At 41.9% G+C, this 14666-nt stretch carries 11 protein-coding genes; 7 read left to right on the top strand and 4 right to left on the bottom strand.

Annotation, left to right across the window (positions count from 1 at the left end; genetic code table 11):
* Positions 1 to 95 precede the first annotated feature (95 nt).
* Positions 96 to 647, bottom strand: a complete 552-nt coding sequence (locus GD630_RS08285) for a 30S ribosomal protein S16 (protein WP_143866951.1) — start codon at positions 645 to 647, stop codon at positions 96 to 98.
* A 106-nt stretch (positions 648 to 753) separates the two neighbouring features.
* Positions 754 to 2055, bottom strand: a complete 1302-nt coding sequence (locus tag GD630_RS08280) for a Na+/H+ antiporter NhaC family protein (protein WP_007761784.1) — start codon at positions 2053 to 2055, stop codon at positions 754 to 756.
* A 196-nt stretch (positions 2056 to 2251) separates the two neighbouring features.
* On the opposite strand from GD630_RS08280, the gene GD630_RS08275 reads away from it, so the two are divergent.
* Genes GD630_RS08275 through GD630_RS08255 form a run of 5 tightly spaced genes read left to right on the top strand, consistent with a single transcriptional unit; the run spans position 2252 to position 9533 of the window.
* The gene (locus GD630_RS08275) at positions 2252 to 3316 is read left to right on the top strand and encodes an efflux RND transporter periplasmic adaptor subunit (protein ID WP_143866949.1); all 1065 of its coding nucleotides are present in this window, start codon (positions 2252 to 2254) and stop codon (positions 3314 to 3316) included.
* 9 nt (positions 3317 to 3325) lie between these two features.
* Positions 3326 to 6358 carry an efflux RND transporter permease subunit gene (locus GD630_RS08270; protein ID WP_143866947.1) on the top strand — a complete coding sequence of 1011 codons (3033 nt, stop codon included), beginning with the start codon at positions 3326 to 3328 and terminating at the stop codon, positions 6356 to 6358.
* A gap of 2 nt (positions 6359 to 6360) precedes the next feature.
* Complete coding sequence (locus GD630_RS08265; RefSeq protein ID WP_143866944.1) at positions 6361 to 7665, top strand: TolC family protein; 1305 nt, start codon at positions 6361 to 6363, stop codon at positions 7663 to 7665.
* A 16-nt stretch (positions 7666 to 7681) separates the two neighbouring features.
* Complete coding sequence (locus GD630_RS08260) at positions 7682 to 8740, top strand: sensor histidine kinase (RefSeq protein WP_143866942.1); 1059 nt, start codon at positions 7682 to 7684, stop codon at positions 8738 to 8740.
* Complete coding sequence (locus tag GD630_RS08255) at positions 8733 to 9533, top strand: LytR/AlgR family response regulator transcription factor (RefSeq protein ID WP_143866939.1); 801 nt, start codon at positions 8733 to 8735, stop codon at positions 9531 to 9533. The genes GD630_RS08260 and GD630_RS08255 overlap by 8 nt, the downstream gene beginning before the upstream one ends.
* 9 nt (positions 9534 to 9542) lie before the next feature.
* Here the strand turns inward: GD630_RS08255 and GD630_RS08250 are convergent, their stop codons facing one another.
* A complete protein-coding gene (locus GD630_RS08250; RefSeq protein ID WP_143866937.1) occupies positions 9543 to 12665 on the bottom strand; it encodes an ATP-binding protein in 3123 nt (1040 codons plus the stop codon).
* A 180-nt stretch (positions 12666 to 12845) separates the two neighbouring features.
* A complete protein-coding gene (locus GD630_RS08245) occupies positions 12846 to 13373 on the bottom strand; it encodes a DJ-1/PfpI family protein (RefSeq protein ID WP_143866936.1) in 528 nt (175 codons plus the stop codon).
* Between the two features lie 166 nt (positions 13374 to 13539).
* Between GD630_RS08245 and GD630_RS08240 the strand changes: the two genes are divergently transcribed.
* Together GD630_RS08240 and GD630_RS08235 are read left to right on the top strand one after the other, a co-directional pair.
* On the top strand, positions 13540 to 13899 hold the full coding sequence (locus tag GD630_RS08240) for a winged helix-turn-helix transcriptional regulator (RefSeq protein WP_143866934.1): 360 nt from the start codon (positions 13540 to 13542) through the stop codon (positions 13897 to 13899).
* A gap of 47 nt (positions 13900 to 13946) precedes the next feature.
* Positions 13947 to 14390 carry a GNAT family N-acetyltransferase gene (locus tag GD630_RS08235; protein WP_143866932.1) on the top strand — a complete coding sequence of 148 codons (444 nt, stop codon included), beginning with the start codon at positions 13947 to 13949 and terminating at the stop codon, positions 14388 to 14390.
* Positions 14391 to 14666: the final 276 nt, after the last annotated feature.

Below are 14666 nucleotides of genomic sequence, written 5' to 3'. Positions count from 1 at the left end.
CTATGTTTTATAGCAGAAAATAAAAAAATCCCCTTCGGCGAACCAAAGAGGATTTATTGCTTTTTCCTAATTTCTTATTCGGAACCTGCTGAAAATTATTCAGCAGCAGCTTCTGTTGCAGGAGCTTCTTCAGCCGGAACTGCAGCTTCTTCTGCGGGTGCTTCAGCAGCAGCTTTTTCAGCAGCCTCAGCAGCTTTCTTTTCAGCGAGTGCTTTTGCTTTCACTTCGTTGATTTTCTTTTCTGCTTCCAGACGTGCTTTAGCTTCAGCTTTCTTAGCTTCGTCTTGTTTAGCTTTCAAAGCAGCCAAACCTGACTGTTTGTTGTTTTTCCAAGCTTCGAATTTAGCTTCTGCTTCTGCTTCTCCGAATGCGCCTTTCGCTACACCGCCCAGAAGATGTTTCTTCATGTAAACTCCTTCACGAGAAAGGATATTACGTACAGTGTCGCTTGGTTGTGCACCTTTCAGTACCCATGCCAATGCAGCGTCGAAATTCAAATCTACTGTAGCAGGATTGGTGTTAGGGTTGTAAGTACCAATCTTCTCAATAAATTTACCATCACGTGGTGCTCTGCTGTCTGCAATTACAATTGAATAGAACGCGTAACTTTTACGTCCGTGTCTCTGCAATCTGATTCTAGTTGCCATTTTTAATAATTGTTTTTAATGATTGATTTGAATTATGCCATTATCTCGTAATAGCGGGCACAAAGATACGGCTTTTCTTTTGATTGACAAACATTTCGCTATTTTTTTACGAATATCGTTTAGGGTAGCGGAATAGGATGGCTAGCAATGCGCAGGCTCCCATCGTGAAAGGATAATAGAGATTACCGATGATACTGATAGGGGAAATATTGGCAAGTCCTGCAGCAATCAGCATTTGAGCACCGTATGGAATAATGCCCTGTATCAGGCAGGAGAAGGTGTCGAGAATACTGGCGGTTTTCCTCCGGTCGAGATGGAATTTCCGGGCGATATCTCTTGCTATCGGTCCTGTTGTTATGATGGCAATAGTATTGTTGGCGGTACACAGATTGGCGATACTTACCAAAGCGGCAATGCTTAGTTCCGCACCCCGCTTGCCATTGACGTGGCGGGTAAGTTTCCGGATAATAAAATCAATGCCGCCATTGTAGCGGATTGTTTCCAACATTCCTCCTGCCAGTAGGGTGATGATGATTAATTCTCCCATTCCCGTTATTCCTGTTCCCATAGCTCCGAACCAGTCGAATATTCCGAAACTTCCGGTGGCAATGCCGATAATGCCACTTGTCAGGATACCTATAATTAATACAAGCATCACATTCATTCCGGCAACGGCTGTTCCTAATACTATTATATAAGGTATCACTTTTATCCATTCGATCGTTTGGATCTGAGTGGGAGCGGTGATGGATAATCCTTGAAAGATATAAATGCCCAATACGATGATGGCTGCCGGGACAACGATCATGGAGTTTACCCGGAACTTGTCACGCATGACGCATTCCTGTGTTTTCGTAGATGCGATAGTAGTGTCGGATATAAATGATAGGTTATCTCCGAAGAAAGAGCCGCCGACTACCACTGCTACCATGAAAGGAAGCGCTATTTCCGTTTTTTCTGCCAGCCCTACAGCTACAGGGGTGAGGGCTACGATAGTACCCACGCTGGTTCCGATAGACAGGGAGATAAAACAAGCTGCAATAAATATACCGGCTAGCAACAGGTTGTCAGGAAGTATGTGTAATGTCAGATTGACGGTGGCGTCAATCGCTCCCATCTGTTTGGCACTGTGTGCAAAGGCTCCGGCAAGAATAAATATCCATATCATCAGTAGGATATTCTTATTGGCGGCTCCTACGGAAAACTGGTAAATACGTTGATCGAGCTTCAATCCTTTGGTGATAGCGATTGCATAGCAGGAGGAGACCAGAAAGGCCACTGTAATAGGCACTTTATAAAAGTCGTTGACCAGGATAGATGTTACCAAATAGAGGCATAAGAATACGAGCAAAGGACTTAATGCCCACCAACTTCCCGTCCGGTCTTTATGTATTTTTTCTTCAGTCATAAATTAATATTGCAGTATTTATTTGAGCTGCAAAGATAGTAATGAAACACATAAGTACGATAAAAGGCTCAATATTTCATTTCTTCTTTTTCTGTTTCATCCCTGTCTTTTCCGTCTCGGAAACTTTAAAACGGCTGCTTTCTCTTTTTTCGTCTATTTTCGTGTCGTTGATAACATAATTTATTTTTAGAACAGAATGACAACGACTAGATTCTCATTATGTATTTTTTGCCTTTGCCTGTTTGCTTCCTGTGGAAGAGGAGAACAAAAGGCGGATGAACCGATACGGGTGAAAGTGGCAGAGGCGGAAACTTTGGTTCCTTCTTCGGAACGCGAGTTCCCGTTTATCTCAAAACCTTTTAAAGAGACGGAGCTTTCTTTCAGAGTTGGCGGACCGATTGACCGTTTTGAAGTATATGCCGGAAATTTTTATCATCGTGGAGATATCATTGCAGAAATAGATTCCCGTGATTTCCGTATCCGAAAAGAACGCGCGGAAGCTGTTTACAATCAGGCGAAAGCAGAGTTTGAACGGGTAAAGGTGCTGTACGAAAAAGATAACCTATCGGCCAGTGCTTATGAAAAAGCGCGTGCTGACTACACTTCAGCCAAGACAGCTTTTGAGACGGCGACGAATGAATTGGACGATACCCGGTTGATTGCTCCTTTCGACGGATATGTAGGAGAAGTCTATATCGAGAAGTTTCAGGATGTAAAAGCTACTCAGCCGGTGGTGTCTTTTATTGATATTACCCAACTGAAAATAGAAGCCTATGTCACACAGGACATAGCGCTTCAGGCAGAAAAAATAAAGGAAGTGGGTGTCCGTTTTGATGTCTGTACAGAGGAAGTATATCCGGCAAAAGTAGTGGAGGTTTCCAAAAGCACTACCCGGAATAATCTGTCTTTCTTGCTGACGGCATTGCTACCGAATAAACAGGGAAAATGGCCTGCCGGTATTTCGGGAAAGATGTTGTTGGACTTTCCGGCTTCTTCATCTGTCGCAATGGTGACTGTACCTCAAACTGCCCTTAGTCACCGGCCTACTGAAGGGGATTATGTCTGGACAGTGGACAATGCTACGAGAAAAGTATCAAAGAAGAAGGTGATATTGGGTGCGTTACTCCCGAATGGAAAAGTCGAAGTAAAAGGTGGATTACAGGCGGGAGAAACGGTGGCTGTCAGCAAACTGCGTTTCCTGTCGGAAGGGACTCCGGTAGAAATAATGAACCGGGAAATGCCGGTAACTGCTCAAAAGTAAGAGGAAAGTATGAAACTCGTTAAATATTTCTTGCAGAAGAAGTCGGTGACTATTCTGCTATTGCTACTGGTATTGGGTGGTGGACTGTTCTCCTATGTTAAGATGGGAAAGCTGGAAGATGCTCCGTTTACTATCAAACAAGCATTGGTGCTGACTCCTTATCCGGGGGCTTCGCCTTCCGAAGTTCAATCACAGGTGACGGATGTATTGGAGGAATCTATACAGTCGTTGGGGGAACTGTATTATCTTAAAACTGAAAATCGTGCGGGACTTTCTAAAATAACAGTCTATGTAAAGAAAGAAATCCGTGCGGACGAGATGCAACAGCTTTGGGACAAACTGCGTCGAAAAGTCAATGATGTACAATCTAAATTGCCTGCCGGTGCAGGTCCGTCGGTGGTAAACGATGATTTTGGCGATGTGCTGGGAGTCTTTTACGGGCTGACCGGAGAAGGATACTCATATCGGGAACTCGAAGATCAGGCGAAACTGATTAAAAATGAGGTGCTGAAGGTGAAAGACGTTGCAAAAGTGGAAATCTATGGCGTGCAATCTCCTACGATTGATGTAGTCCTCAGTCCCTCCGTCATGGCGAGAAGTGGTATTACTACGGCTGATATTTCCCGTGCCTTTGAGGCTCAGAACCGGGTGGTGGATGCCGGAGGTATTGACACGGAAGTCAACAGAATACGTATCGAGTCTACCGGAAACTTCTATTCGTTGGATGATATTCGGAATTTAACTATTGTATCCCGTACAGGAGAACATTTCCGATTGGCGGATATTGCTGAAATAAAAGAAAGTTATCAGACTCCGCCTAGCAATAAAATGCGGATTGACGGAAAACCGGCGATAGGAATTGCTATTTCCACTGTACCCACAGGCAATGTAGTCGATATGGCAGATGCGGTCAAAGTGGAGATAGAACAATTTTCGGAGACAATGTCCGAAGGTTTTGAGTTGCAGCCAATTTATGATCAAGGATATGAATCCGCTGTAGCGAATAAGGGATTTATCTTGAATCTGATTGTTTCCGTCGTGACGGTCGTTGCTATCCTGTTGTTCTTTATAGGGGTCAAAAACGGTATTCTGATTGGTAGCGGATTAGTGTTTTCTATCTTTGCCACATTGATAGTCATGCTGATGCAAGGAATAGCTTTGCAGCGTATGTCATTGGCGGCTATCATCATTGCTATGGGAATGTTGGTGGACAATGCTATCGTAGTTTCCGATTCGGCGTTGGTCAATATGCAGCGTGGAATGCGTAAACGGATAGCTATATTGAGAGCTTGTTCTTCGACTGCATTGCCGCTACTGGCAGCTACTGTGATTGCGATTCTGACTTTTTTACCAATATATTATTCGCCGCATATTACCGGCGAGTTATTGTCATCCTTAGTTGTAGTTATCGGCGTTTCGCTGATGTTCAGTTGGGTCTTTGCGCTGACACAAACACCTTTCTTTATTCAGGAGTTTGTCCGTCGGCCAAGGCCCGACGAACTAAAGACGGCACTTTTTTCAGGTAAATATTACGATAAGTTCCGCTCTTCTTTGGGATGGGTAATTCATCACAGGTATGCTACTGTAGGATGTATGGTTATATTGTTGGTGTTGTCCGCCTGGAGTTTTAAATTTATCCCGAAAGTATTTGTGCCGGCATTGGATAAACAATATTTCACGCTTGATATGTGGTTGCCCGAAGGGACACAGATAGAAGAAACGGATAAAATGGCGACAGAGATGGCGGACTTTATTAGCGGACAAGAAGAAGCGGAAATGGTATCTACTTATATAGGGAGGACACCTCCGCGTTATTACTTGTCTAATGTGGCTTTCGGACCTCAATCCAATTATGCGCAGATATTGGTGAAGTGCAAGACTTCGAAACTTTCCCGTCAATTACACGCACGCTTACAAGATTCAATTTCGATCAAGTATCCCGAACCTCTGATTAAAGTGAATAATTTTGAATTGAGTCCATTGACGGAAGCGGTTATTGAAGCTCGTTTTCTCGGACCAGACCCGGCCGTACTCGATTCGTTGGTAGGTCAGGCGATAGAGGTGATGCGACGGAATCCTAAAGTAGCGGATGCGCGAAATGAGTGGGGAAATATGGCAATGGTTATCCGTCCGGTTTATGATCCGGTGAAAGCCGGAGCTTTGGGGATTACGAAAGCGGCTATGATGGAGTCAGTGAAATCTATTAATGACGGCTTGCCTGTAGGCATTTACCGGGATGATGAGAAGAAAGTTCCCGTACTTTTGAAATCGGGTAATGTGAACATCACCGATGTACATTCCTTAGGCGACTTCTCTATCTGGAACGGTGAAAGGTCGGCTCCGCTTTCACAAGTGACGGAACGTATAGAAACGACTTGGGAATTTCCACAGATACGGACTTACAACCGTCAGCTTTCGATGGCTGCCATGTGTGGCGTGAAGCCGGGACATACAATGGCGGAAGTACACGGAGAAATTAGGGAAGAGATTGAGAAAATGCAACTCCCTGAGGGATATACTTTCTTCTGGGATGCGCAATATAAGGATCAGGGAGAAGCGATGCAGGCCATTGCTAAGTATTTCCCGTTGGCATTCCTTGCGCTGGTGCTTATTCTGGTTGCTTTGTTCGGCAATTTCCGCGAACCGATTATTATCATCTGCATCTTGCCGCTGTCGCTCATTGGTATTGCTGTGGGGATGTTGCTGACGGGATTTGACTTCGGTTTCTTTCCGATAGCCGGTTGGCTGGGACTTCTCGGAATGATTATAAAGAATGTGATTGTACTGATTGACGAAATAAATGTGCAACATCGGAGTGGTATTGATCTATATACTTCTATTGTTGAGGCTACGGTTTCCCGAACCCGTCCGGTATTGATGGCGGCTACGACGACGATTTTTGGTATGGTACCGCTGTTGTTTGATGTCGCATTCGGCGGTATGGCTGCCACTATTATCTTCGGACTTACATTTGCTACGGGACTGACCTTGCTTGTCACCCCTGCATTGTATGCTATGTTCTACAAAGTAAAAGGAAAATAAAAATGAAAAAGAGAATATTTTATCCGTTATTCTGCTGTTGCGCTTTTCTGTCTGTACCTCTTATGGCGCAACAAAGTCCCTTGTTGGAGAAATACCGGATGATGGCATTGGATTATAATCATGATTTGAAAGCGGCTGAGAAGAATATCGCCGCCAGTGTGGAGATAGAGAAATCGGCAAAAGCGGATTTGAAACCCAAGCTTTCGGGAGCTGCGAACTTTCAATATACAGGCAATCCGTTGGAGTTGACTTTGGATGTCCCTTCTATCGGATTGTCGAAGACGGTGGAAGGAAAGCAATTGAATTATGGAGGCTCTCTTTCTCTCTTGCAACCGATTTATACGGGCGGACGTGTATTGGAATCTATCCGTATGGCGAAACATCAACAATCATTGGCAAGCAATCAGGCGAAGGTATTGAATGACGCAGTCTGTTATCAGACGGATATGCAATATTGGAGTGCTGTAGCGCGACAGGAGGTTGTATCTGTTGCCGAAGATTTTCGTAATTCGATAGCAGCTTTGGTAAAGACCATCAAAGAAAGGGTGGAAGTGGGGCTTGTAGATCCGCAGGATTTATTAATGGCGGAGGTGAAACTGAATGAAGCGGAGTATCAATTGCTACAGGCGCAAAGTAACTTCGAGACAGGTAGAATGGCACTGAACTCTATGATCGGAGTTCGATTGGAAAATGCAACGGAACTGGATGATCAGATACCGGTGGTCGTTATTGAAGATTCTGTCTGGTTGTCTACAGGTGCGGAACGTCCTGAAATCCGGATGGCCTATGACCGGATCCGTATAGCGGAGAGTACGAAGAAACTGAATGATTCACAGTTTAAGCCGCAGTTTTATGTGGGAATAGATGGTAGCTATTCTTCTCCCGGTTATAATTTCAAGAAAGATTTAGACCCCAATTACGCTGTTTATGCTAAAGTGTCCGTCCCTATCTTCGAATGGGGAAAGCGGAAAAGCGAGAAGCGTGCGTCGTCCTTTCGTGTCGGTATGGCAGAAGATAATCTGAATAAGGTGATGGATCAGGTTGAGCTGGAGATAGGTGTAGCACGGAAAGCTTTGTCGCAAGCTATCGAGCGTGTTCGCTTGAGTGAAAGTTCATTGGCAAAAGCAGAGGAAAATGAAGCGAAAGCTGTGGAACGCTATAATGAGGGTAAGGTGTCTGTGGTGGAAGTAATTGATGCGCAGACTTACCGGCAAACCTCGCAGGTAAACTATGTGCAGGCCAAAGCTGCCGCTCAGGGACATTATTCGGAATTAATAAAAGCTCTTCATGGCTATGATTATCGGTAAAAAACAGTAACTTTGTATGAAAAGAACTGCCAATATAATGAATGTGAAGTTTAATACCTTATTCTATACCGCATTATTTTCAGGATTGGGAGTGTTCTCTTTTCTGTTGCTGATCAATTATGCCGCCTTTCCCGATAAGGTTGCCGACATCCTTCATTCTGTCGGTACATTGGCTTTCTTTGTGCTGGCATTCAACGTGTTGGGGTATGCGACGATGCGGTTGAGTACGTGGGTGGATAATCAGTATGCACTGAATCTGCATCGTCGCTGGAAATTGATATCTGTCTATGTCGTTGTGATGGGGATGTTCTTCCTGTTGAATTACAGTTTGCTGGTAACAGCCAAACTGCTGGCCGGAGCTTCCCATCCGTTCATGTTTCCCAATGGAGGGTGGCGGATTCTGATTACGGTATGGCTGGTGGAACTGGTCATTCTAGGTTTGCTGTTGGCCAATCGTTCCATACGGAATGCCTTGAAACTGCAACAGGAAGCGGCTGCCTTGCAAAAAGAAAACAATACGGCACGTTACACTGCCTTACAAAATCAGTTGAATCCTCATTTTCTGTTTAACAGTCTGAATACATTGATTTCTGAAATTCGTTACAATCCCGTTAATGCGGAATTGTTCACCCAACATCTTTCCGACGTATACCGTTATACGCTCCAATGCCAAAACCAACGTCTGACAACCTTACGGGAGGAGTTGAACTTTTTGAATTCTTATGTCTTTCTGCATCGGGTGCGGTTGGGGGATTGTATTTATATTGATAATCGTATTCCGGAGTCTTGCCTGGAATGTCAGCTTCCACCGCTGACTATACAGCTGCTCGCTGAAAATGTGATAAAACATAATGTTATCCACATGGGAAAGCCGATGACGATTGAACTTGTCTATATGGAAAAGGAAAAAGAGCTGGTTGTTAGAAACCGGATACAGGCGAAAAAAAGTGCAACAGCTTTCGGTACGGGATTGAAAAATCTTTCTGCCCGGTACAAATTGTTGTGCAGTCGTGATATTGTGATAGAAAATGATTCGCAAGAGTTTACTGTAAAAATACCTTTGCTCTATGAATAAGATTAAAGCTGCTATAATAGAGGATGAAATTCCGGCTGCCCGTCTGCTTCGCGACACTTTATTGTCTCTGCGCCCTGATTGGGACGTACTGTTACTTCCGGGTAATATAGAGGAAGCGGTAGAGTGGTTTGCCCAGCATCCCCATCCGGACATTCTTTTTCTGGATATTCAGTTGACGGATGGCAATTCGTTTCTCTTTATTGAACAAGCCCATCCGGAAAGCATGATTGTGTTTACTACTGCCTATGATGAATATGCCGTACGTGCTTTTACGGTCAACAGCATTGATTATCTTCTAAAACCAATTCATGAAGAACGCCTGTTGCAGGCTATCCGGCGTTTTGAGGGACTGACTAAGAAAAATATTCATGATTTCAATTCGGAAAGCCGGATGATGGAAGTTTTGCAGCAGCTTTCTGTTGCACAGGAGTCTTTATCGTCGGCGCATAAAAAGTATCGTACGCGGTTTCTGATTTCCAGTGGAGAGAAACTTCTGACTTTGCAGGTTAGTGACATTGCTTATTTTTATTCGGAGAATAAGTATACCTTTGCGGTGACGCACAAGAACCGGGAGTATCTTATTGATTTGGCTTTGGATAGATTGTGCGAGCAATTGGATCCCGACCTTTTTTTTCGTACGAATCGTCAGACTCTTGTCTGTATTGATGCAATTCAACGCATTGAATCCTATTTTTTAGGGAAAGCAATCGTACACGTATTGCCTCCCTTCAAAGATAAAATTATTGTCAGTAAGGATAAGATGGCTTCTTTCAGGATGTGGCTGAATTATTAGAAGTTTACCTTACAGTAAGATAATGCGTTTCTGCATGATGTCTTTTAGCTGCGCCTTCAATAAGTTGGCATTGATGGGTTTAGGCATATAACCGTCAAAGCCGCTTTCCATTACCCTCTGTTCATCTGAGGCAAAAGCAAAGGCAGTAATGGCGATGATAGGTACTTTGGCCGAATATTTGCGGATCTCTTTCGTTGCTTCATATCCATCCATGACCGGCATATTGATATCCATCAATACGATTTGCGGATTGTACTCCTTGAATAGGTTTACAGCCTCTTGTCCATCCCATGCGTGTATCAAGTGGTAATCGTATTTCAAAATAGACTCAAACAGTTTATAATTGCTTTCGTTATCTTCGGCCACTAGGATAATCAGTTTGTCTTTTTCTATCGCAATGGTCTGGATTTCTTTTTTGGGAGCTTTTTCTATTATGTTGCTTGCTTCTTTATAAGGTAATGTAAACCAGAATGTAGAACCTTTTCCTTCCTCTGATTCTACACCGATTTTACCGCCCATATTGTCTACAAGAGTCCGGCAAATGGAAAGCCCCAACCCTGTGCCTTGAGCGAATGAATTCAGTTTGACAAAGCGACCGAAAATACTGTCCTGTTTATCTTTGGGAATGCCGCAACCCGTATCAGCGACATAAAAATACAATTCATTGTTTTGACGTTTGTACCCGAATCGGATGCTGCCTTCAGTTGTGAATTTGATTGCATTTGTTACAAGATTGATAATCAATTGGGATAATCTGTTTTTCTCTATATGTGCGCAGCAAGGTTGTTCGGGAGCGATGAACTCCAGTTTTACCTTGTCCGATTTTAGTTTCAGTTGGCAGCTGTTTTCTAAATCACTCATTAAATCGTTAATCTCTACATTGGAATAATTAAAGTCCAATGTCCCGGCTTCTATTTTCGATAAGTCCAAAATATCACTTATAAGTTGTAATAACAGGGTGTTATTATTCTCAATGATACTTACGTATTCTTGTTTTTCCTCTTCCTCCTCGGTAGAAGCCAATATGCCGGAAAAGCCGACAATAGCATTGAGTGGAGTACGTATCTCATGACTCATGTTTGCCAGAAAAGCGGACTTCAGACGATTTGATTCTTCGGCACGGTTTTTTGCATTAACCAATTCCTGTTCCATTTTTTTTCGTTCGGTGATGACTAATGAAGAACCTACTAAGGTCAATGGAGTGCCATTCTCATCTCTAGTCTCAACTGCCGCCTGAGCTTCTACCCAATCTATTCTGTGAAGGCCTTTGTGAGGGTTGACGATACGATATTCTTCTTTTACTTTGTCCGAACGGCCTTCTATCAAATCTTTGTAAGCCTGCTCTACCCGTGTACGGTCTTCTTTGAATATTTTGGCGAAATATTGATTGTCGGGTACTGCCAATTGTTCTTCAGCTACATCTTTCCCGGACGCGCTAAGCTCTATCGGTTTGTTTATATCGCATAAAATAGTGTGGCTTTGTAAATCCCATTTCCATGGCACGATATTAGCCACTTCGAGTGACATGGAAAGCTTGTTGTTGATTGTACTTAATTTTTGTTGTGCCTTGTGCAGTTCTGTGCTGTCCAGACAGAATACATCAATAATATTGCTGTGCTGTGTTCCTTTGAGTATTACATCATAGAATGTATTGATTTTTTTGAAATAATAGGGGAATGTTATTGCCTTGTTCTCATCAAGTGCCTTCTTTATAAAGTGCAGGAACTCCGGCATGGATTCCGGAAAAATCTCACTTGCCTTTTTACCTATTACGTCTTCTTTGTATAGGAAGTATTTCTCGAATTGGGCATTTACTTTTCGATAAATCAACTCCACGGGCATACCTTTCTCATCGGTGATTAATTCTTCCTGCATATAGAGAATTGGCATATTGTTCACCAGATTTTTGTAATTCGTCATGGCGTCTATTTCTTTCTGTTGCATTTTTTTTATGATATTCAAGTTGTGAATGCGGTAAAAGAAAAATAGTGCAAGCAGAAAAATAAAAGATAAAGAACCTATAATGAAGTATTTGTTTAGTTCCCAAAACGAAAGCGGTTTGTGTAGGAAAAGTGTATCCGCGGGACACATGGAAGGGGAGAGCCCTTTGCGGAATAATGTGGTATAATTGATGATCGGTGCACCGTCCGACGGCATATAGAAAGGTAAGTCTCGGGCTTGCTTACCTTGAAGTATGTCGGAGATAGTGCGGACTAATTCTTGACTGTATCTTTTTTGGTTGTATGTGTAGCCTCCTATCATACCGCCGTTTTCTTCGGTAATGTCTGTCATGTTAAGAGTAAAGATTGGGGCAGGAGTTGTTACGATAAGCTTGTGGTCATTAGACATTAGCGAAGTGTTTCCGGCAAAAGTTGTTTTGTAAAACCAAGATGCAAATAAAATGCCTGTTGTTTGCGGGTCAACACGATACAATGAGTCTAGCAATTGATTGGTAGTCATCTTTTGCGGTGTTAGAAACTGATATTCTATCTTCGGATATTTCGTTTTTAACTCGTTTTGAATATCTAAGCTTGCACTTAAATTGATTTCTCGCTCATCACCGATAAATATAAACTTTTTAATATTGGATTTAATGTGATTGATTAGTTGTACATTTTCACGGAGATAGAGGTTTGAATATAGGAAAACCATATTGTACGGTTCTGCAAACTGAGCGATCGGAGTACGGTCTTCCGATTTGATTGCTTGTTTTTGTAGATAAGCTTCGTGAGGACCTTGAAATGCCTCCTCAGAACAGAGGATTATGGGTATATCGCCCCATAATTTTCTGTATTCGTCTCGTAATGTGAATGCAGGACTTCCTAACAATACCAATAAGCGAGGATGTGGTTGCGTATACTTCTGAGACAGCATATTTTTGAATTCCTTCAGAATGGAATCATTGTCAATCATGAATGTGTTCATGTGTTCGGCATATAAAGCCAGTTGGGGGTCTTTTTGTACGTATTCTGATATAGTCGAAATCATTCGGGTACTCCATGGCGTTGATTCGGCATAAGAGTTAATACATAGAATATAATTCGGAATATCTATATAGTTTCTTTGTGCTTGGATGGATGGCGCAGATAAGAAACATAAAAAAAAGAGCCATAAGCATTTTTTTATATTCATGGGAAATGTTTGTCCGTGATATTTTAATTGGTTGTTTCCTTTACAGTTACAAAGGTAATGAAAAAACGGATTGAAAAACTATTTCCATGATTTAATTTGCCGGAATACTTATATTATATGAATTCTCTGGCTCTTTTTTATGTTAAACTTGCTTTAAGTGATACGGGACTTGATTAATGTCTATTTTAATGCTTCGATAACTTGCGGCATCATTGTCCAAATGGTATTTTCATCTTGAGCAGTGAAAAAGTTACCATCTATCTCTGATTTCTCATCAGTAGCTGTTCCGTTTTGAATGGCTGGTTTGGCTAATGGGTGAACTGCTACTTTCTTGTCTTTGGTAATTCCTGTAAAGTCAAACATCATTGCGCCGGCACAATGTCCGATCATCATTTTTCCCTTATCTCCGAAAGTTTTAATGACTTGCATTAAATCTACATTGTAGGGCTTATCAGCATTCTGCTGAAATACAGGCACTGCATCGCCACATGAGAAAACGAGTGCGTCGAATTCATCTTCGTGTCCCTTCAAATTGGCGATCACGTCATCTACTGTCAGGCTGATTCCCGAATTTGTTTTAATATCCTTCGTATCCGATACGGCAAATACTTTATATGAAATGCCATTTTCGAAAAATGCTTCCAAATATTGGAATAGTCCACAACCATTTACCGGATTCACTGCTAAAACTGCAACTTTCTTTGCCATAATCATAATTATTTAAATGAAACAATAGTTATTATTAGTAAGTTTATTACTTTTGTGATGCAAATGTATCTTTCTTGTTTGAGAAATGCAAGAACGTACTTGAAAATAAGGAAGTTACATAAAGGTAACTATTGCTGAATTTCAATAAAATACAAAACGTTAAAGAATGAAAAACTTTCATCCGACAGGAAATTGTCCGATAAGAGATGTGCTAAGCCGCTTGGGAGACAAGTGGTCGATGCTGGTGCTTATTACGTTGAATGCCAATGGCACGATGCGTTTTAGTGATATTCATAAAACGATAGAAGATGTTTCTCAAAGAATGTTGACCGTTACGTTACGTACTTTAGAATCAGACGGATTGGTGGAGCGGAAAGTGTATGCCGAAGTACCTCCCCGTGTGGAGTATTGCCTGACAGATACGGGTGGCACTTTGATTCCTCATATTGAAGGACTGGTAGGATGGGCATTGGAGAATATGGATACCGTTTTGGAACATAGGCGAATAAATCAGCAACATGAATGAATTGGCAATGGCAGAAATAAATCAGGTAGAATTCAATAATTAAAAAGATGGGAGTAAAGCTAGTAACTTCGGATAAAAAAGAATTCATCGAATTATTACTCTTGGCTGATGAGCAGGAAAGTATGATTGACCGGTATTTGGAGCGCGGCGATATGTTCGTTCTTTATGATAACGGATTGAAAGCTCTTTGTGTAGTGACTCGTGAGGGGGAAGGTATTTATGAAATCAAGAATATTGCTACCGTTCCTTTCTTTCAACGGCAGGGGTACGGAAAACGTTTAATCGAATTTTTATTTGAATATTATCAGGGAAAGTGTTCTGAAATGTTAGTGGGTACAGGCGATGTACCTTCTTCCAGATCTTTCTATGAACACTGTGGTTTCACGTTTTCTCATCGGATAAAGAATTTCTTTACTGACAACTATGACCATCCGATCTATGAGGATGGCGAGCAACTGGTGGATATGATTTATCTGAAGAAAACTTTTTAGCGTGTAGTGTTGGATATTTAATCATTCGGATGGAATAAAGAATTTTGTTCGTTTATGTTACTGTATGAATGAACGGTTTATTATATCCTTTTATTGGGTGAAAGTGAGTTTCTCTATTTTTACATTCGAAGAAGACATTCTTAATAAACGCAATTTTGGTTTATAATAAACTTTTGGATAGTTTATTATAAACGGTATCAGAGTTTATTAAAAACTATTTTGAGCGTTTTTAGAGATCACAGAAAAAGAAATGTGTATAAATATAAACAAAACAGG

The organism is Bacteroides zhangwenhongii, assembly GCF_009193325.2.
Taxonomy (GTDB): Bacteria; Bacteroidota; Bacteroidia; order Bacteroidales; family Bacteroidaceae; genus Bacteroides; species Bacteroides zhangwenhongii.
This window is presented reverse-complemented; position numbering and strand designations above follow the sequence as displayed.

Coding starts and splice junctions, on each gene's coding strand:
- GD630_RS08260 (WP_143866942.1), top strand. CDS start 7,682: ATGAAAAGAACTGCCAATATAATGAATGTGAAGTTTAATACCTTATTC.
- GD630_RS08270 (WP_143866947.1), top strand. CDS start 3,326: ATGAAACTCGTTAAATATTTCTTGCAGAAGAAGTCGGTGACTATTCTG.
- GD630_RS08275 (WP_143866949.1), top strand. CDS start 2,252: ATGACAACGACTAGATTCTCATTATGTATTTTTTGCCTTTGCCTGTTT.
- GD630_RS08250 (WP_143866937.1), bottom strand. CDS start 12,665: ATGAATATAAAAAAATGCTTATGGCTCTTTTTTTTATGTTTCTTATCT.
- GD630_RS08280 (WP_007761784.1), bottom strand. CDS start 2,055: ATGACTGAAGAAAAAATACATAAAGACCGGACGGGAAGTTGGTGGGCA.
- GD630_RS08265 (WP_143866944.1), top strand. CDS start 6,361: ATGAAAAAGAGAATATTTTATCCGTTATTCTGCTGTTGCGCTTTTCTG.
- GD630_RS08245 (WP_143866936.1), bottom strand. CDS start 13,373: ATGGCAAAGAAAGTTGCAGTTTTAGCAGTGAATCCGGTAAATGGTTGT.
- GD630_RS08255 (WP_143866939.1), top strand. CDS start 8,733: ATGAATAAGATTAAAGCTGCTATAATAGAGGATGAAATTCCGGCTGCC.
- GD630_RS08240 (WP_143866934.1), top strand. CDS start 13,540: ATGAAAAACTTTCATCCGACAGGAAATTGTCCGATAAGAGATGTGCTA.
- GD630_RS08285 (WP_143866951.1), bottom strand. CDS start 647: ATGGCAACTAGAATCAGATTGCAGAGACACGGACGTAAAAGTTACGCG.
- GD630_RS08235 (WP_143866932.1), top strand. CDS start 13,947: ATGGGAGTAAAGCTAGTAACTTCGGATAAAAAAGAATTCATCGAATTA.